The organism is Bacillus cereus group sp. MYBK95-2 (assembly GCF_051915225.1).
Taxonomy (GTDB): domain Bacteria; phylum Bacillota; class Bacilli; order Bacillales; family Bacillaceae_G; genus Bacillus_A; species Bacillus_A cereus.
This window is the reverse complement of sequence record NZ_JBQAEH010000002.1, coordinates 537549-555498: the sequence shown is the minus strand read 5'-3', so window position 1 is coordinate 555498 and position 17950 is coordinate 537549. Positions and strand designations below refer to the sequence as shown.

Sequence of the window (17950 nt, the reverse complement as noted above, 5' to 3'; positions counted from 1 at the left end):
ATATCACTTATTCTCTACCGCTGCATTTCCTGACAAAAGAAGCCATCATCTGTTTTCCATTCCGCATATAATACGTCTTCAAATTTAGTAATTCCTTTTTGCTTTATTTGTTTATAAAGCCATCCTTCATCAAACCCCGCTTCCCTCAAATTATCCTTAACTACTTTTCCATCACTAATTAATGAAATTGGTAAGTATACAGGCTTATGTTTTAAACTTAAATCATTTATAGTAGGAGATTCGTATTTACTTTTTTTCAGAACGCTTATGTTTCCGTTCGGTTCCAATATCATATATTCAACTTCTCGGATTGAAAATATATCTTTTTGTTGCCTAAGCATTTGTTGTAATTGGTTTATATCCAAATGATTTACGCTTAATTGTTCACGATCAATCTTTCCGTTACGAATAATAATTGAAGGATACCCTTCAAAAAACCTTCTTGTTCCTCTTACTTTTTGTGTTATCACTTCTATAGTATAAATTAAAATTACCCAAACAAATACTGAATATAAAATAGACCATACTTTAATTTTAGGATCATATATTGAATTTCCAACGAGCTCACCTAGGACGATTGCAGAAATAAAATCAAATGGCGTTAGCTGAGATATTTGTGTTTTCCCTAATATTTTTGTAGCAATTAATAGAACAAAAAAACCAACTAAAAGCTCTATCGTTATTTGTCCAATATGATTCATATATGTTCACCTTTCTACTTTTCAAGTGCTCTGTATACCATTTAATAAAAAAACGGCACATTTTTTCTATTATCATGCCCGTTCACACCTCATATATCCAATACACATAAAACAAAAAGAGTCTGATTCAAAGTAATATATGAATCAGACTCTTTTCCTCTTATTTAGAATACACAATCTTTTTAATCGTTTCCCCAGAAAGAAAATATTCTTCTGCAAGTTGATGAATAGCAATCCCACTTTTAAACGCTTCTTTAATTGCTTTATTTCTTTCATCTAGTTGTTTTCTTCCGCCAGATCGTGTACCCCATTTATAATGTTTCGTTTCTTGTTTCGGAATGTAAATTGTTTCACCTTGTATATACTTTTGAATTTCAGTAATTAAACTCTCTGGTAAAACAGCATTAGCTTTTACGTATTTCATTTCTGCTCGCCCCTTATTTTTTATGGTCCATTTCAATAAGGTGCAAAGCCAAATATAAAAAATGATACGAGCTCATATAGGCGATTGTATATTACTTGTCTACCTCACGCAAAGTATCGCCATTTCCATACTTGGCTTTGCATGAGACGTTGCAGTGTCTGGCAATTGAATTATAATCGCCATATAAACACCTCCTAATATACCTTTTGCATTTTATTATATGATAAATTCCTTCTCCTTGCATCCACACCCTTCTTAAAGCACGAAATTACTTAGTTTGATATAATACTTTTTAACTGAATTAAAAATCATTGTGAGGTTACATTATGAAGAAAAAAATTATCATTACAATCGTTACACTATTCTTTATTATCACGGCATTATTCGGAACATACAAATTGATGAACGCAAGAAGCTTTCAATTATTTGGAGATTTAACACAACGCGTAGAAACAAATGAAAAAGTGATTGCTTTAACTTTTGATGATGGCCCTACTAACAATGTAAAACAAATATTACCGCTACTAGATAAATACAACGCTAAAGCTACTTTCTTTTTAATTGGAAATGAATTAGAGCAAAATTTATCGTTAGGAGAAGCTATCGCGCAATCTGGGCACCAACTTGGAAACCATACATATTCTCATAATAGAATGGTTTTCAAAACACCTTCTTTTATTAAAGATGAAATAGAAAAAACGAATTCATTAATCCGCCAAACAGGATTTACAGACGAAATTGATTTTAGGCCCCCTAACGGTAAGAAGTTAATAGGGCTGCCATATTATTTAAATAAAAACAATATCGAAACAATCACATGGGATCTTGAGCCCGATACTTTTTATAAATCTGCGGCTGATAAAATTAAATACGTTAATAAAAATGTAAAACCAGGTTCTATCATTTTACTGCACTCTATGTATGATGAGTCTAATGAAAATTTACAAACGATTGAAGGTATTTTAGATTCTTTATCTAAGAAGGGCTATCAGTTCGTAACAGTAAATGAATTGCAAAAAAGAGCAAAATAAAAAGGTAGCGTATCTTTGTATGATACGCTACCTTTCTTTTTATATAATGCCAAGTACATTTAAGAATACGATAATAATCGCAATTGGTGCGATATAACGAAGTAAGAATAACCATAATACGAATAGTTTATAACCTTTATTTTTACTTACACCTAGCTCTTTCATTAATACATCTTTCTTCATTTTTAAAGGAACAAAGATAGAAACTAATAATACACCAAGTGGCATTAATACGTTACTTACTGCATAGTCCGCTAAATCAAAGACTGTCTTCCCGAAAATCTTCAGATCACTTAATATACCGAATGATAATGCTGATGGTACCCCAACAACGAAGATTAATAACCCTACGATTAAGGCTATTTTTTCACGTTTCCCTTTACCTTTTGATGTTAACGATGCAACACTAATTTCTAACATCGAAATTGCTGATGTAATCGTAGCGAAGAAGAATAGTAATAAGAAAACGATGAAGAATAATTTTCCGAACGCCATTTTACTGAAAATAGCTGGCAAAACGATAAATAATAGTCCCGGCCCTTGAGATGGTTCCATTCCAAATGCGAACACAACTGGGAAAATTGCAAGTCCTGCAAGTAATGTAATAACAAGAGTTAAGGCTACGATAGAAAATGCTGAACGTGGTAAGCTTTCTTCTTTCGGTAAGTATGAGCTATACGTTACCATAACGGCTACCCCGACAGATAATGAGAAGAACGATTGCCCCATTGCGTATAATATAACTTCTGATGTTACATGTGAGAAATCAGGTTGTAAGAAGAAACGAACGCCTTCTCCAGCACCATCTAACGTAAGTGCACGAACGATTAATACAAAGAATAAAACGAATAGTGCTGGCATGAAATATTTATTTACTTTTTCAACACCATTTTGTACACCTTTACTTACGATGAAAATAGTAATAAGGATGAATAATAGCTGTGATCCAACTGCTAAATATGGATTGGAAATGATTTCACCAAACGTAGCTTCGTATGCTCCATTTCCTTCCCATAGTCTACCTGTAATTGCATTCCATAAATATAATAAAATCCAGCCTCCTACAACACTGTAGAAAGAAAGTAATATGAAACATGTTACAATTCCTAATTTACCTAACCAAGGCCATAACGTTTTAGGAGCAATCTCTCTATATGCATCGACAGCCTCTTTTTGTGTACTTCTTCCAATAACAAATTCAGCTAATAATAGCGGTAAACCAATTAATAATGTGAAACCGATGAAAATTAGGAAGAACGCTCCGCCTCCTCCAATGCCGGCCATATATGGGAATTTCCAAATCGCCCCAAGACCAATTGCCGAACCTGCTGCAGCTAATACGAAACCTAATTTCGATGTCCATTGCTGTGAATTCATTTGTTAATCTCCTCTCTATCTCTTTTTCTTTGTTACAATTCGGTATTTATATTGTTCTATCAATACTCTTTTCTAATACGTTCACTTCCTCCCTAATAATAAAAAAACGCCCCTACGTAAATACGTAGGGACGACAAAATTATCGCGGTACCACCCTAGTTGTGAAGAACACTAAGAAACCACCTAAATAAAAACGCCCCTACGCAAAAACGTAGGGACGATAAAATATCGCGGTACCACCCTAGTTATGAAGCCACACCAAAGTTAGGACCTAAATAAAAAACGTCCCTACGTAAATACGTAGGGACGATAAATATCGCGGTACCACCCTAGTTGTGAAAAAATCTTCACCACTTTATTTGATAACGGTATAAACTACCGTCTTTCATTTCCTCAAAATATGAGATTTATGAAAGATGCTCCAGGACGAACTTCATGAATAATCTATATACTGATTCACACCAACCATCAGCTCTCTGAAATAGGGAGATATTCACTACTATACCCTTTCATTGCCCAAATATTATTTTCCGAATTGATTACTATCATTTTTATCACACATTAAAAATAGTGTCAACTTATATTTCGAATTTTTATGTATTACAATCTATTTAAAAATTCGAAATATAAGTTTTAGTTTAGAAAACAAGTAGCTTAGTACATAACGAATTCTAACAGGCAATAGAAAAAGAATTACGTATTATTGATACTTATTCAATAATACAAATCATCTAGAAACATAACCTGTCTCTCTGTATTCATTTTTTAAGAGTTTGATGGATACCAAGAAAATTTCGCATCACTATCCAGTGGTCTATTTTTCGTTTCTTCTTTAATTACACGAAACCATTCATTTAGAATTTGATTTTTGGGCAATTGAGCAGCAAGGCTATCTTCCCAAATTATATGTGAGAACCAGGCTTTCGTTTCCCATTCAAACTGCAATTGTGCGAACGAAATTATAGGGTGATCAGCTCCACGAAATTGCTCATTTACTGCATTTGAAACTTCTGGAGCTTGCGGTAACAACTCGTTCTGAATTCTATTTCTTATCGTCTCATTTTCTAGCTGATCCCAGAAATACAATTGCCCATTTATTTGATAAAAAATATCAAATGAAGCCTCACCTTTCTTCAAATTCAATAACACGAAGGCACGTTCCACATCATTGTCAGCCGCTTTTACAGCATTAACAATTATATTTTGTGCCATTGATACCCAGTAACTAGTCGCTTCCTCTACCGGTGATTCAACATACAATTCTTCACTTAATTCATGAAGAGTAGCTTCTTGCTCATTTACTTTTTCAACTTTTTTAAAAAACCTATTAAAAAACCCCATAACTTCCCCCTTATTACTATTTTCTATTTCACAAAATAAAAAATAGATTTTTCTTGCTCATCCACATTTACTCCTGGCGCGTATGTATGAACTTGTTGCAACACTTCTTCTATTAGCAACTCTAACTCCTGCACACTTTTTTCTGGATTCCCTATTAATGTGTCCGCCATACGTTCATATAATTTTTCAGGTTTAATAGTCATTCGTTCCACATTATTAGGCATCCATTTAAACGCTGGATGATGTACGTACATTTTATTCAAACCAAATAAAACACCGAATATGTTCCTTTGTACTTCGCAAATAACGTCATAAAGCATAAGCCAATCTTTCCGTTTTAAAAGCGCCTTTCGATTGTGCCAACGATTACTTAACCATAGATTTTCTGAAATCATCCGTTTTGCTAGTTCATCTGAATATGCCGCTACTTTTTCTTTTAATTCATTCACTTTCACTTCTCCATACAAACTAACACCATCATGAATGGATGATACAATACATTGTTTTTCATAACTTATATCATATTGATCCACCACATCCGAAATCACTTTCTCTACTGTCTCTGTTAAAAAGTTACTAATCTCTAATTTAATTCCCTCTTTCGTTAAATACGTTTCCGACCATTCTTCTTCCTCATACGGATGATACGATAATATTGTCCCATCAATATGATGAATAGGGGCCCTACGATCCTCATCTTCTGGCGGTGTTGACCATAAAATATGTAATTCTATATCTGAATGTTCATCTTCAAGCTTTCTAGCTACTGAACCCGCTAAAATAATAGCTTCTACTTTCGGATTTTTCCTATAAATCTCTGACATCTCTATCGCTTTCTCTTTTAATCCCATTTCATTTCCCCCTAAAATTGCAGTAATCCCCTATATTTCATTTATCTATTTCGATATTACAGCTTGCATTACCTTTTCAAATTCCTACTTAATCATATTTGTATCCAATAGCGCTGAATAACTTCACCAGTACGAGAAGAAACTACTTCATTTTCTAACACACCTCCAACCTTTTGAATCGTTTTAGCAGAACCGATATTGGATTTATCGCAAGTTATTAATACTTTCTGCAATCCTAATTTTTGCGCTTCAGCTAATGCAAGTTGTAGTTGTTTCGTAGCGTAACCGTGGCGACGTTTATTCGGATGGACACTATATCCAATATGACCGCTTTCCCGTAATAATTCTGGATTTAATCTATGTCTAATATTCACAAAACCTATAAGTTCCCCTTTTTCAAAACTTAAAAACTGACTAGACGGCACTCGATTAGCTAGTAAATTTTCTCCTAGTTCTTGTTTACTCACTTTTTCAAACCATTCATCAAGAGAATCAAAGTTTTGTAAAGAACTACTTCCATGTGGTTGTTCCCCTGAGTGTAAAAACGCTTGTCTATACGCCGTAATATGCTCACTATATTCATGGATTGGTTTTAATAGTTTCATTGTTCTTCTCCCCCTCTTCATTCCATAAAACAAACACCTTAATAGCAGCTACTCACTATTAAGGTGTTTCTATCCTTTTTATTCAAATAATCCCATGCTTAAATAACGTTCACCTGTATCAGGCGCAATACATAAAACTTTTTTACCAACGCCTAGGCGTTTCGCTATCATGATTGCAGCGTAAACAGATGCTCCAGAAGATGGCCCAACTAATAATCCTTCTTGTCTAGCTAAGTTTCTCATTGTCGTTAAAGCCTCTTCATCTGCAATTTGAATAATTTCGTTATACACTTCTGTATTTAAGTTTTTCGGAATAAATCCTGGGCTTGTTCCTACTAGTTTATGAGGACCTGGTACACCACCGGATAAAACGGGAGATCCTTTCGGTTCCACTACTGCAATATATAAGTTTGGCAATTTCTCTTTTAACGTTTCACCAGTCCCTGTAATCGTTCCGCCTGTTCCTGCCGTTGCAACAAAAGCATCAAGCTCTCCATCCATTTGTTCGTAAATTTCAAGTGCAGTCGTATAACGGTGAATATTCGGATTAGCTGGATTTTCAAATTGTTGCGGGATAAAACTATTAGGTATTTGTTTTTGCAGTTCTAACGCCTTCGCAATTGCTCCTGGCATTCTTTGTTCTGCTGGTGTTAAAACTACTTCTGCTCCGTATGCTTTCAATAAATTAATACGCTCTTTTGACATATTATCTGGCATAATTAAAATCGCTTTATACCCTTTAGCTGCTGCATTCATCGCTAAACCAATCCCTGTATTCCCGCTTGTCGGTTCAATAATTGTATCTCCTGGTTTGATGAGACCATTTTCTTCTGCAACGTGAAGTAAATTATAAGCAGCACGGTCTTTCACACTGCGCGATGGATTAAACATTTCTAGTTTCACATACACATCTGCTGCGTCTTCCGGAATAAATTTAGATAATCGGACGACAGGTGTATCTCCTATTAATTCCGTAACGTTTTCACACAATTTCATAGCGCATCCCCTATTCTATCGTTTTCTTATCACTTGGCAGTAACCATGAAGTGAGTCCAATTAATGGTAGACAACTACATAATAGCATAATAAATTGCAGGCTATATATATCTGCTAATTTCCCAAGAACTACAGCACCTAATGCTCCAAGTCCAAACGCAAGACCTACGATTAATCCTGACACCATTCCCACTTTTCCAGGCACAAGCTCTTGTGCATATACAACAATTACACTAAAACTACTTGAACTAATAAAACCGATACATAAAAATAACGGTACGACCCACACAAGTGAGACATGTGGTAATAACAGTGCAAGTGGCGCTGAACCTAACATTGAAAATACGATGATATTTTTCTTACCAAATCTATCTGCTAATGGTCCTCCGAAGAAAGTTCCTAACACACCAGCAATCATAAATGCGAATACGAAATACTGGGCATTTTTTATAGATAAACCGTAATGCTCTATTAAGTAAAATTGATAGAAATTCCCGATACCAGCACCGTACCAAGAGCGTACAAAAGTAAGAAAAACAAGAAGTATAATAACGAATTTAATGTGTGTACTTACAATTGCATTTTCCGCCTCAAGTGCAGCCCTCTTCTTCCTTCTTACAGCACCGGTTGCTAATTCATTTTTGTACCAATTCGATACGAAAATTAATAATGCAATTCCTACTGCTGCAAATGCTGTAAAACCTAATGAACCAATTTGACCGAGTGGAACGAAAATTAGCGCTGTAAAAATAGGAGCTAGAGAATTCCCCGTGTTTCCCCCAACTTGATAAATTGCTTGCGCTAACCCTCGTTTTGCACCTGCCGCCATATACGCAACACGAGCGCCTTCTGGATGAAAGACTGCGGAACCTAAACCAATAAATAAAACAGAAATAATAACAATAATAAAGTTTGGTGCAAACGCGAGTCCAATCATTCCAAGCATACTTGAAAACATGCCGAGTGGTAATAAAAATGGTGACGGCTTCTTATCTGAATACATACCAAACACCGGTTGCATAATCGATGACGTCATATTTAATGCAAACGCAATCCACCCTACTTGCATATAGGATAAATTCATCGTTTTTTCCAAAATAGGAAACAACGCCGGCACAACTGCTTGCATCGAATCATTTAAAAAATGCCCAAAGCTAATCGCAAATAAAATTCGATATATTGTCGGTGTTTCTACAGTTTTTTTGTGTGAAACTGCCTGCATATGTGAATCTCCCCTTTCTGTACAAAATATATATTTATTACAGTAGGTGTAATAAATTCTGACTTTTGAAACATTTCTATTCTATACTGCTTTCATTTCTTTTTCCAGAAATATAACTTAACTCCCGTCATTGGCTTGCATCCTTGTAACTTTCAGCGGTAAAACAGTACAAAAAAAAAGACAACCCAATCACATACTGGGTTGCCTCTTACATTAAATTGCAAAATGCTTATACTTCTCGTAATCACTCGTCTTACATTCTATTTGTAATTTGGTACCTTCGTTTTCGTAACTCGTAGATAAAACGTGTGCATGATTATTGAAATACGAAACTACCTGTCCTTGATCATATGGAATTAACATTTCACACTTCGTATATTCTTTATAGATGTGTGAGCGAATCATTTCTACAAGTTCTTCCATTCCAACATGTTTCTTCGCTGATAAATAAACGCGATCTTCTTGCACTTTCGGAATTTCAACATCTACCATATCTGATTTATTATAAGCATAGATCGTTGGAATATTTTCTACTCCAATTTTCTTTAACGTTTCATTTGTAATATCAATTAATTGTTCATAATTTGGATTTGCGTAATCTACAACGTGAATAAGTAGGTCTGCTTCCGCTACTTCTTCTAACGTTGAACGGAACGCCTTCACAAGATGATGTGGTAATTTACTTACAAATCCAACTGTATCTGTTAATAAAAATGATTTATTATCTGGCAAATCAATATTTCGTACAGATGTTTCTAACGTCGCGAATAACATATCTTTTTCAAATACTTGTTTTTCTTCTGTACCATTATAAATTTCAAGCATTGCATTCATCGTCGTTGACTTTCCTGCATTCGTATAACCTACTAATGCTACAACAGGTATTTCATTTTTCTTACGCTGCTTTCGCTGCGTTTGACGCTGGGCAACGAGCGCTTCTAAATCTTTATTCAAAACTGAAATTTGTTCTTCAATTTTACGACGGTCTAACTCTAACTTCTTTTCACCGACACCTTTATTTTTCGTACCAACGCCGCCGCTCTGTCTCCCTAACGATTCACGAAGACCGATTAAACGAGGCATCATATACTGAAGGTGTGCTACTTCTACTTGTAGCTGTGCTTCTTTCGTTTTCGCACGTTGCGCAAAAATATCTAAAATTAAAATGGTACGATCAATTACCTTACAATCTAAATCCTCTTCTAAATTTCGAATTTGTGAAGGAGATAATTCATCATTAAAGATAACCATATTCGCATCTATTTCTTGTACATACGCTGCAACTTCTTCAATCTTTCCTTTTCCGATATAATGCGATGGATTTACTCGTTGTAAATTTTGCGTTACTTGCCCAATTACCTCTACATCACAAGCTTCCGCAAGATTTGTTAACTCTTCCATCGAATATGCAAAATCATCTTCATTACCTACATTTACTCCAACTAAAACTGCTCTTTGTAATACTTCTTCCATATATTTATTCCTCCATTTCGATTACGTAAAATAAAAAACACAGGTCGCTGCCTGTGTTTTCGTAAACGGATAAGGGTTCACCAAAGAAATAGAAGAAAGCTATGCTTTCATCCTATTTTATAGTCAAAAAGTCCCAAGATTGTATACGTATCCACAGTAAGTGTTCACTTATACAACCCCATTCTATTTATAAAGGCAAAACAAAAAGAGGGCGTATTCGTCCCTCCCTCTTTTTCACATATAAGCTTAATAAAGGGTTCCTTTAAAATAGGCAGACCAATCCCGTTCACTCTGTACACAGACAGAGCCTTTGAGCGCTATTCAATTATTGGCACAAAGTATTGAGACGTAATCTGATTAAGATCAAAGGAAGCCCCTCCGTTCATTTTAAGTTACATAAAGTGTAGCATAAGTAATTCGCTTTCACAAGGTTTAACAACCTATATCACACGAAAGAAAATCTTTATATTTTTACTTTAATCGTCATTTTTTGCGAGTTTTTCTCACAATAAAAATAACAAAAACAATCATCAATAACAAACCAATGGAAATAATAGCAACTTGCCGCCAATTTAAACCGCTCACCATCTCACCTTTTAAATCCACTTTCTTCGTCGGAACAGACTCTTTTGCAATTTGACTTAAAGCCGCTTTGTCCGCCCCTGCCTCATCCAATCTCTTCGTTCCACTACAACTATTTGTGTGTAATTGTTTTTCTGATCCTCTTTGAGTAGAAAATACTAAGTACTCTCCTCCTTCTACAAAGCGAAACATACAATCACCACCCTTTGTATATACGATAATTTGCGAAGAAGTTGTCCCTTTCCAAATTTTCTTCACTTCAAATAACACTTCAGTTCCAACCCCTGCTTTCCTTCCAACCTCAATTACTTTTCCCTCAAACACTACATCGTTTTTTTGAAATGCATCTTCTGTTGATACTTTAATACAATCACAAGCATAAGATTTCTCTGGAAAAATAATAAGAATAAAGCTACAAATGATAACGACAGGAAACATGTGTAAAATCCTTTTCAAGGAGCTCAACTCCCTTCATTATCAATTTTAGAAACTTCTCGTATATTATTTTTACAGCACTCGCCAAATTCCTTCATAGTAAGTTAAGTATTATCGTTTTAATACAAAAAAAATCTTTATTGACATTTTTATAACCTAATATTAGTATCAGGTTATAAAAATAAAAGTTAGGAGATGTTCCTATGCATTCTAAATCTCGTATTACTGCAATTGGTACTTATGTTCCAGATCAAATATTGTCTAATAACGATTTAGAAAAGATGGTCCATACGAATGATGAATGGATTGTACAAAGAACAGGAATGAAGGAAAGAAGAATCGCTAGCGGCGAAGAATACTCCTCAAACTTAGCCATTAAAGCAATTGAAAATTTATGTACAACATATAAGAAAAACTTAGAAGATGTCGACTGTATCATTGTCGCTACTACTACTGCTGATTACGTTTTCCCTAGTGTTGCTTGCCAAATACAACAATACTTCAACATACCTCATACACTAGCTTTTGATTTAAATGCAACTTGTGCTGGTTTTACATATGGACTACACGTCGGTAATAGCTTAATCACTTCTGGATCACATGAAAAAGTACTTGTCGTAGCGACAGAGACATTATCTAAAGTTACTGATTATACCGATAGAACGACCTGTATTTTATTCGGTGATGGTGCTGGAGCTATTTTATTAGAAAGAGATGAAAACACCCCAAGCTTTATCGCTGCTCACATGGGAACAAACGGTGATGGCGGCATTCATCTATATAGAACAAACTTATCTACTACTATGAATAGCACACCACTGCAAACAAATGAAAAAATCGTTCAAAATGGAAGAGAAGTATATAAATGGGCAACACGCACAGTACCAAAAGGCATAAAAAATTTATTACATACCGTAAATATGCAAGTAGATGATATAGACTGGTTCATACCCCACAGCGCTAACTTACGAATGATCGAATCTATTTGCGAAAAATCTCAAATTCCAATACAAAAAACATTAACGAGCGTGGAATATATGGGGAATACCTCTTCAGTCACCATTCCACTCGCTTTAAATTTAGCTATAAAAGAAGGGAAATTAAATAACGGAGACACACTTTTACTATACGGATTTGGTGGCGGACTTACGCATTTAGGGCTTATTGTAGAGTGGAATTTAATTTAAGTGTATAAAAAGAGGTTCTAGTCAGTAACTAGAACCTCTTTTTCATTTAATTTCTTGCCCCTTTTCGAGACCATATCACAACAGGAATAAGTAATAACGCTAACACGCCTCCAGCCAATGACAATGCCGCATAACTTGAATTCGCTACTACCATACCTGACATTGCTCCACCAGAAGCTCCAGCTAGCGCAATAAAAACATCTATTTTCCCTTGTGTTTTAGCACGTGTAGACGGTGTTGTGGAATCAACGATTTGTGCTGTACCACTTATCAATCCGAGGTTCCATCCTAGCCCAAGTAAAGACAGAGCAACGATTAATAATAATAAAGAATCACTTGGCGCTATCGCAGCTATGACACCCGCTGCAAGTAAAATCACTCCACCAGCTATGCTCATTGTAGTTCGGCCAATTTTATCAATTAACATTCCTGTAACGAGAGATGGAAGATACATTGCACCTACATGAAAACCTATCACAAGTCCTACTGCACTTAAACCGTGACCGTGGTGTCCCATATGAACTGGCGTCATCGTCATAATCGCAACCATCACGATTTGCGTAAGTATCATTACGATTGCTCCAACTGTAATACCTCGTTTATTTTCTTTCGCTTCTTCTATTATTGGTTGTCCTTTATATGTATGTTCCTGTTTATATCTTTCTATTATGTTAGCAATAATCAAAGGATCTGGACGAAGCATAACAAAAAGAACTAGACCCGCCAGTATAAATGCTGCTGCCGATAGTATGAACGGACCTGCAAGTTTAGGAACTCCAATTGAATGAGCAAAACTTCCCATTACCCCTACTAAATTTGGTCCTGCAACTGCACCGAAAGTCGTCATTACCATCGTAATACTAACAGCCGTTGCTCTCTGCTTCTTATCTGCTAAATCTGTACCTGCATAACGAGCTTGTAGATTCGTGGCTGTACCAGCACCATATATAAGTAAAGAAATAAGTAAAAGAATAATACTATTTGTTAAAGCTGCCATTACAACACCAATTGCTCCAAATCCACCTACTATAAACCCTGTTGCAAGACCTATCCGGCGTCCATATCGTTGCGAAAGCTTCCCTACTATGAAAGCTGCTAATGCCGATCCTAATGTAAACATAGCAGTTGGTAATCCTGCAAACGCATCTGTTCCAAGCATTTGCTGCGCAAGAAGTGCGCCCACTGTAATACCAGCAGCTAGTCCTGCACCGCCAAACATTTGTGAAATGCTGACGATTATTAACGTTCGTTTGTATAGTTTTTGTTGCTCTTCTTCTGTGTACACATGATTATCTATTAAAGCCCCTGCCTTATCTAGCAATTCCCCATCCTCCTTTTAAAATTAATCCCTCTTGTTAATGTACTATGTATAACGTTACATATTCAATGGCATTTTCCATTCCTTCCTTTCATTCTAAAAAACTTTCTAATCATACTCGACTTATCCCATGCTATATTAAAAATACTACCATTCACAATATGCAAGGAGAAAACAATGAAAAAAACAGGCTGCTATAGCCTGTTTTTCTTTACGCTTCTTCTACTAATCTTCCCCTTCTCTTTTTACTCAAAGCTTTCCCTTCCCAAAACGACAAACTTACGAAAGCACAAATTAAAATAATTGGCACACTTGCTTTATATAAATCTGTAAAACTCATAGCCATCTGATTCTTGGCATAATGATTCACATCATTTGAAAATGTGAGTACCTCTTTCTTTATACTTTCCTCTTGTTTTTCAACTTCTTTTGTCACTTTCCTCATAACTTCTTCTCTTTTTACATCTCTATATTCTACTGGAACTTTTCTTAATATTTCATCCGTCTTGTCGCGAATCAATTCTTCCTTTTTCTCTTTACTTAATCCCATTGTCATTGCATTTTGTTTCTTATTTATATTCGACTCTAAACTTTGATTCTCTATTTTCTCTTTAGTCATTTGTAAAATTTCAGTTTGCCCAGTACTATTCACATGAATAGTACGCACCTTTTCTTCTGCATAACGATATACTTTTTCTTTATTTACAGTTAAATTGTGAGTTAAGTTAGAGACAAATATTGCGACTGCCAATACAATTCCGACTTGTCGTAACATTGATACAACACTTTGAGAAGCAGTTAACAATTCTCCTTCAAACGAAGACGCACTTAAAACTGTAATTGGCCCCACTACTAAACCATATCCAACACCTAATATCATACATGGAATAATAATTTCTATATTTGTTGAATGAACATCAATCATTTGCAACCAATAGTAGGAAAGCCCCATAACAAGAAATCCTGACAAAATAATAGTTACTTTTCCGAGTTTTTTAATTAAAGTTGCTGCAACTGGTGAGACAAAAAATATCATTGCTGAAATAGGTGTCACTAAAAAAGCCGCTTCAATTTCCGTTCGACCCTGTAGTTTCGTCAAGAACGTTGGAAGCAATACAGTAACTCCAATTAAAAATAAATTACTCAATATAACAACGATCGACGCTCCGACAAACATTCGATCTTGAAATAACTTTAAATTCACCATTGGGTTATGAATCTTTCGTTCTACTAAAATAAATAGAATAAGAGAAATAGTGCTAATTGCATAACAAGACAAAGCAATATTACTTTGCCATCCCCATGTATTACCTTTTACTAATATGAGAGTAAATGAAAAAATTGCTGTGCTACTTAATAGTAGTCCTATCCAATCTATTTTTGAGATAATACGTTCTTCATTTTTTATTTGTAGCATGATGCAACATAACACGATTCCTATTATACAAACCGGAACATTAACGAAGAACACCCATCTCCATCCTAAATTTTGCGTAATAATTCCACCTATTACTGGTCCCATAGCAGCTGACAATCCTTGTGTTACTCCTAAAATCGCAAGCGCAACATGCCTTTTAGCTAATGGCATAGCTGATACACCAATTACCATACTTGTTGGAAATAAAATCGCTGCCCCAATACTTTGTATAAAACGAGAAAAAATAAGAAAATCACCTGTATTAGCAAAAGCGCAAAGTACCGATCCACCACCAAAAATCACCAGACCCAGAATATACATCTTTGCTTTTCCAAAGATATCAGCTATCCGCCCTAACGGAATGGCAAGTACTGCAATCGTCATTGTATAAACATTTAATACCCAAGACATATTTTCTAACGAAGTATTTACACTCGATTGTATTGCCGGTAAAGCTATATTCATAATTGTCGTATCAATCATACAAAGAAAGATACCTAGACACATTAAAAAGACAATCTTAATACCCTTTGATTGCTCCATCTTTATATACCCCTTTATTTATTGTGAACGCGTTTTTCATTCTTCTGTTTTATTGTTTTCTTTCGCCTCTAACTCTTCTAATTTTTTCTTCAAAGTCTCCACTTGTGCACTATACGATGCAATACCTACATCTAGTGAAATTTCTTCGACGAAAGTAATACCTACTCTCCACTTTTCATATTTCAATCGAAGATCTGCAATGTACGCTTCTTTTCTTTCAATTTCATCTTTAATCCATTTTTTTATTGTTACATCATCACTATAGTTACCAAAATACATTCTCATTAAAAAATCCGAACGTAAAACATCCTTCTCTACAGGCGTCTGCATGTATTGATAAAACTCTTCACGTCCTTCATCTGTAATAAAGTACATTTTCTTATTCGGTTTCCCCTCTTGCATGACAACCTCTTTTTTTATTTTCCCTTCATTCTCCAATTGTCGTAACGTTGGATAAATCATTCCAAAACTTCCATCAAAAAAATGAGTAAATACGTCTTCAAACACAATTTTAATATCGTAACCAGACAATTCCTTTTCCATTAATAAACCTAAAACAACATCTCTTCCCTTCAAAGTAAAACCCCCACACATTATATAATCAATAATTATATTAACAACGTTAATATGATTATTGATTATATACCTTATTCTGTTAATTGTAAAATGTTTCTAAATAAAAAAGCCCCATAATTTGGTTTCACCAATTCACAGGGCCATTTTCTTTTTTACTCTTTCACACCTACATCTTGCAAAACTTCAATATCCTCTTTCATTTCATAATAATAAGAAGGCAATTCTATACCATGTTCTAAGAAATAATCCTCAATGAATGAAATAATAATTTTTAACGTTTTCACACGAGCATACAATTTATCGTTACTTTCAATAATATGCCACTTCGCATTTGGCTTACTTGTTTTTTCAAACATGTCTTCCATCGCTTCAACATATTCATCCCATTTTTCACGATTACGCCAATCTTCGTCTGTAATTTTCCATCTTTTCAAAGGATTTTTCTCTCTATCTTTAAATCTCTTTAACTGTTCCTCTTTACTTATATGGTAGAAGAACTTCCCCATTATGTAATGGTCATCTGTTAGTAGTTTTTCAAAATCATTAATCTCATCATATGCTCTCATCCACTCTTCCTTTGTAGCAAAACCTTCAACACGCTCAACTAACACACGACCGTACCATGAGCGATCAAAAATAGTAATTTGCCCGTACTGTGGAATTTTGCGCCAGAAACGTTGCAAATAATGGTAACGTTTTTCATGAGGTGCAGGCGCTCCAATTGGATCTACTTGGAACCCACGTGGGTCAAGATGTTCCGTCACCCGCTTAATTGCCCCACCTTTACCAGCCGCATCCCATCCTTCCATAACAAGCATAACCGCGATTTTTTCTTCTTTCAAAATTTGTTGTAATGCTAATAAGCGCCTTTGATATTTTTCGAGTTTCTTATTGTACTTAGATTTTGATTCAATTTTTTTCGTTAAGTCTACTTTAGCAAGATGTCCATTTTCCATAAAACAAATCCCCCTTGTTGTATGACAATGTTATTTTAACATATTTTTGGCAATTTTTTCATATCCTAAAAAGCTGTGTAGAAACATCTCTACACAGCTTCCCTCTCTAATTTCACATATACAAGCACATTTAACTACATTAAAATAAATAATTTATACGGAACTCTTAGTATATTCTTTTTATTAAAACATAAAAATAGCCCTTTTAAAAAGGGTAGCAATCTAAGTATAGAAAAAACAAATTTATTCTTTCTTACTACATACGTAATTATGCCAGCTATAAGAGTAGTGAATAATATATTAATTCACTACTCACAATAACCACTTTACATTATATGGTATATTTACTCGTAAAAAGAAGATAATAACAAGTAAATCCATTAAAGAATGGGAGCTCTTAAAAAATGAAACGAAAAATATTAACTCTCTTTACGCTTATATGTTTAGCACTACCAATGCAAGCTAGTGCTTACACATTTCAGTCACTACCGATTGCGTCAAAGTCTAAACAATGGTATGTCGAAATTGATAAATCTCATAACTCAAACAAGCAAGCAATCCAGCCGAAACAAGGTGTATTTGATACGTATAGTTTACTCGTAAAAAACATCGGTCATGATGTATCAAATGTATCTGTGGAAATACTTGATAACAATCCTACCTCTAAGGCTACCTTTAAACCTACTACACCTAATGAAAATATTTCTAAAAGTCATACAAGCTTTGACTACATGGTATTCCCATTAGACTTTAATAGTCATAATTTTAAAGTTGTAATCACTTGGGAAGAAAAGAATTTCTCTTATAACGGCCATCCGGTAAATGAAGGTAAAAAAATGAAACAAACATTTGTATTTAATGAAGACTAAGTCCTAATTTCTTTAGGGCTTAGTCTTCTTTTTTGAAACCTGCTTG

Annotated in this window: 17 protein-coding genes and 1 other annotated feature; of the genes, 3 read left to right on the top strand and 14 right to left on the bottom strand. The window is 34.8% G+C overall.

The features are described from left to right. Positions 1-14 precede the first annotated feature (14 nt). Both ACTFN4_RS09855 and ACTFN4_RS09850 read right to left on the bottom strand, forming a co-directional pair. On the bottom strand, positions 15-701 hold the full coding sequence (locus ACTFN4_RS09855; RefSeq protein ID WP_001015543.1) for a DUF421 domain-containing protein: 687 nt from the start codon (positions 699-701) through the stop codon (positions 15-17). Between the two features lie 160 nt (positions 702-861). Then, on the bottom strand, positions 862-1125 hold the full coding sequence (locus ACTFN4_RS09850) for a CD3324 family protein (protein ID WP_000878325.1): 264 nt from the start codon (positions 1123-1125) through the stop codon (positions 862-864). A gap of 326 nt (positions 1126-1451) precedes the next feature. Between ACTFN4_RS09850 and ACTFN4_RS09845 the strand changes: the two genes are divergently transcribed. Then, on the top strand, positions 1452-2156 hold the full coding sequence (locus ACTFN4_RS09845; RefSeq protein WP_000726858.1) for a polysaccharide deacetylase family protein: 705 nt from the start codon (positions 1452-1454) through the stop codon (positions 2154-2156). 39 nt (positions 2157-2195) lie between these two features. Here ACTFN4_RS09845 and ACTFN4_RS09840 read toward each other — a convergent pair whose 3' ends face one another. From ACTFN4_RS09840 to ACTFN4_RS09805, 8 genes are all read right to left on the bottom strand, one after another. After that, entirely contained in the window at positions 2196-3533 is a 1338-nt protein-coding gene (locus tag ACTFN4_RS09840) for a sodium-dependent transporter (RefSeq protein WP_153597927.1), read from the bottom strand. Between the two features lie 299 nt (positions 3534-3832). Next, positions 3833-4055, bottom strand: a binding site (T-box leader). 243 nt (positions 4056-4298) lie between these two features. After that, positions 4299-4874, bottom strand: coding sequence for a hypothetical protein (locus ACTFN4_RS09835; protein WP_000505543.1), 576 nt, complete (start codon positions 4872-4874; stop codon positions 4299-4301). 23 nt (positions 4875-4897) lie between these two features. After that, positions 4898-5725 carry a DUF4037 domain-containing protein gene (locus ACTFN4_RS09830; protein ID WP_439962249.1) on the bottom strand — a complete coding sequence of 276 codons (828 nt, stop codon included), beginning with the start codon at positions 5723-5725 and terminating at the stop codon, positions 4898-4900. A gap of 92 nt (positions 5726-5817) precedes the next feature. Further along, the gene (locus ACTFN4_RS09825) at positions 5818-6330 is read right to left on the bottom strand and encodes a GNAT family N-acetyltransferase (RefSeq protein WP_000771271.1); all 513 of its coding nucleotides are present in this window, start codon (positions 6328-6330) and stop codon (positions 5818-5820) included. 78 nt (positions 6331-6408) lie between these two features. Beyond that, positions 6409-7326, bottom strand: coding sequence for a cysteine synthase A (cysK, locus tag ACTFN4_RS09820; protein ID WP_000762273.1), 918 nt, complete (start codon positions 7324-7326; stop codon positions 6409-6411). A 10-nt stretch (positions 7327-7336) separates the two neighbouring features. Then, on the bottom strand, positions 7337-8548 hold the full coding sequence (locus ACTFN4_RS09815; RefSeq protein WP_001149398.1) for an MFS transporter: 1212 nt from the start codon (positions 8546-8548) through the stop codon (positions 7337-7339). 213 nt (positions 8549-8761) lie between these two features. After that, the gene (gene hflX / locus ACTFN4_RS09810; RefSeq protein ID WP_000393285.1) at positions 8762-10021 is read right to left on the bottom strand and encodes a GTPase HflX; all 1260 of its coding nucleotides are present in this window, start codon (positions 10019-10021) and stop codon (positions 8762-8764) included. A gap of 483 nt (positions 10022-10504) precedes the next feature. Beyond that, entirely contained in the window at positions 10505-11041 is a 537-nt protein-coding gene (locus ACTFN4_RS09805; RefSeq protein ID WP_002204811.1) for a hypothetical protein, read from the bottom strand. A gap of 200 nt (positions 11042-11241) precedes the next feature. On the opposite strand from ACTFN4_RS09805, the gene ACTFN4_RS09800 reads away from it, so the two are divergent. Beyond that, on the top strand, positions 11242-12225 hold the full coding sequence (locus ACTFN4_RS09800; RefSeq protein ID WP_439962248.1) for a ketoacyl-ACP synthase III: 984 nt from the start codon (positions 11242-11244) through the stop codon (positions 12223-12225). Positions 12226-12271: 46 nt separating this feature from the next. On the opposite strand, the gene ACTFN4_RS09795 is transcribed toward ACTFN4_RS09800, so the two are convergent. The 4 genes from ACTFN4_RS09795 to ACTFN4_RS09780 all read right to left on the bottom strand — a co-directional run bounded on the left by ACTFN4_RS09795 (position 12272) and on the right by ACTFN4_RS09780 (position 17035). Further along, the gene (locus ACTFN4_RS09795) at positions 12272-13546 is read right to left on the bottom strand and encodes an MFS transporter (protein WP_000884507.1); all 1275 of its coding nucleotides are present in this window, start codon (positions 13544-13546) and stop codon (positions 12272-12274) included. Between the two features lie 208 nt (positions 13547-13754). Beyond that, positions 13755-15503, bottom strand: coding sequence for an MFS transporter (locus tag ACTFN4_RS09790; RefSeq protein WP_439962247.1), 1749 nt, complete (start codon positions 15501-15503; stop codon positions 13755-13757). A gap of 36 nt (positions 15504-15539) precedes the next feature. Next, entirely contained in the window at positions 15540-16079 is a 540-nt protein-coding gene (locus ACTFN4_RS09785; protein WP_000678333.1) for a PadR family transcriptional regulator, read from the bottom strand. A 152-nt stretch (positions 16080-16231) separates the two neighbouring features. Continuing rightward, complete coding sequence (locus ACTFN4_RS09780; protein ID WP_000427315.1) at positions 16232-17035, bottom strand: polyphosphate kinase 2 family protein; 804 nt, start codon at positions 17033-17035, stop codon at positions 16232-16234. Between the two features lie 404 nt (positions 17036-17439). Here ACTFN4_RS09780 and ACTFN4_RS09775 point away from each other — a divergent pair, with 404 nt between their 5' ends. After that, positions 17440-17904 carry a hypothetical protein gene (locus tag ACTFN4_RS09775; protein ID WP_000823336.1) on the top strand — a complete coding sequence of 155 codons (465 nt, stop codon included), beginning with the start codon at positions 17440-17442 and terminating at the stop codon, positions 17902-17904. Positions 17905-17950: the final 46 nt, after the last annotated feature.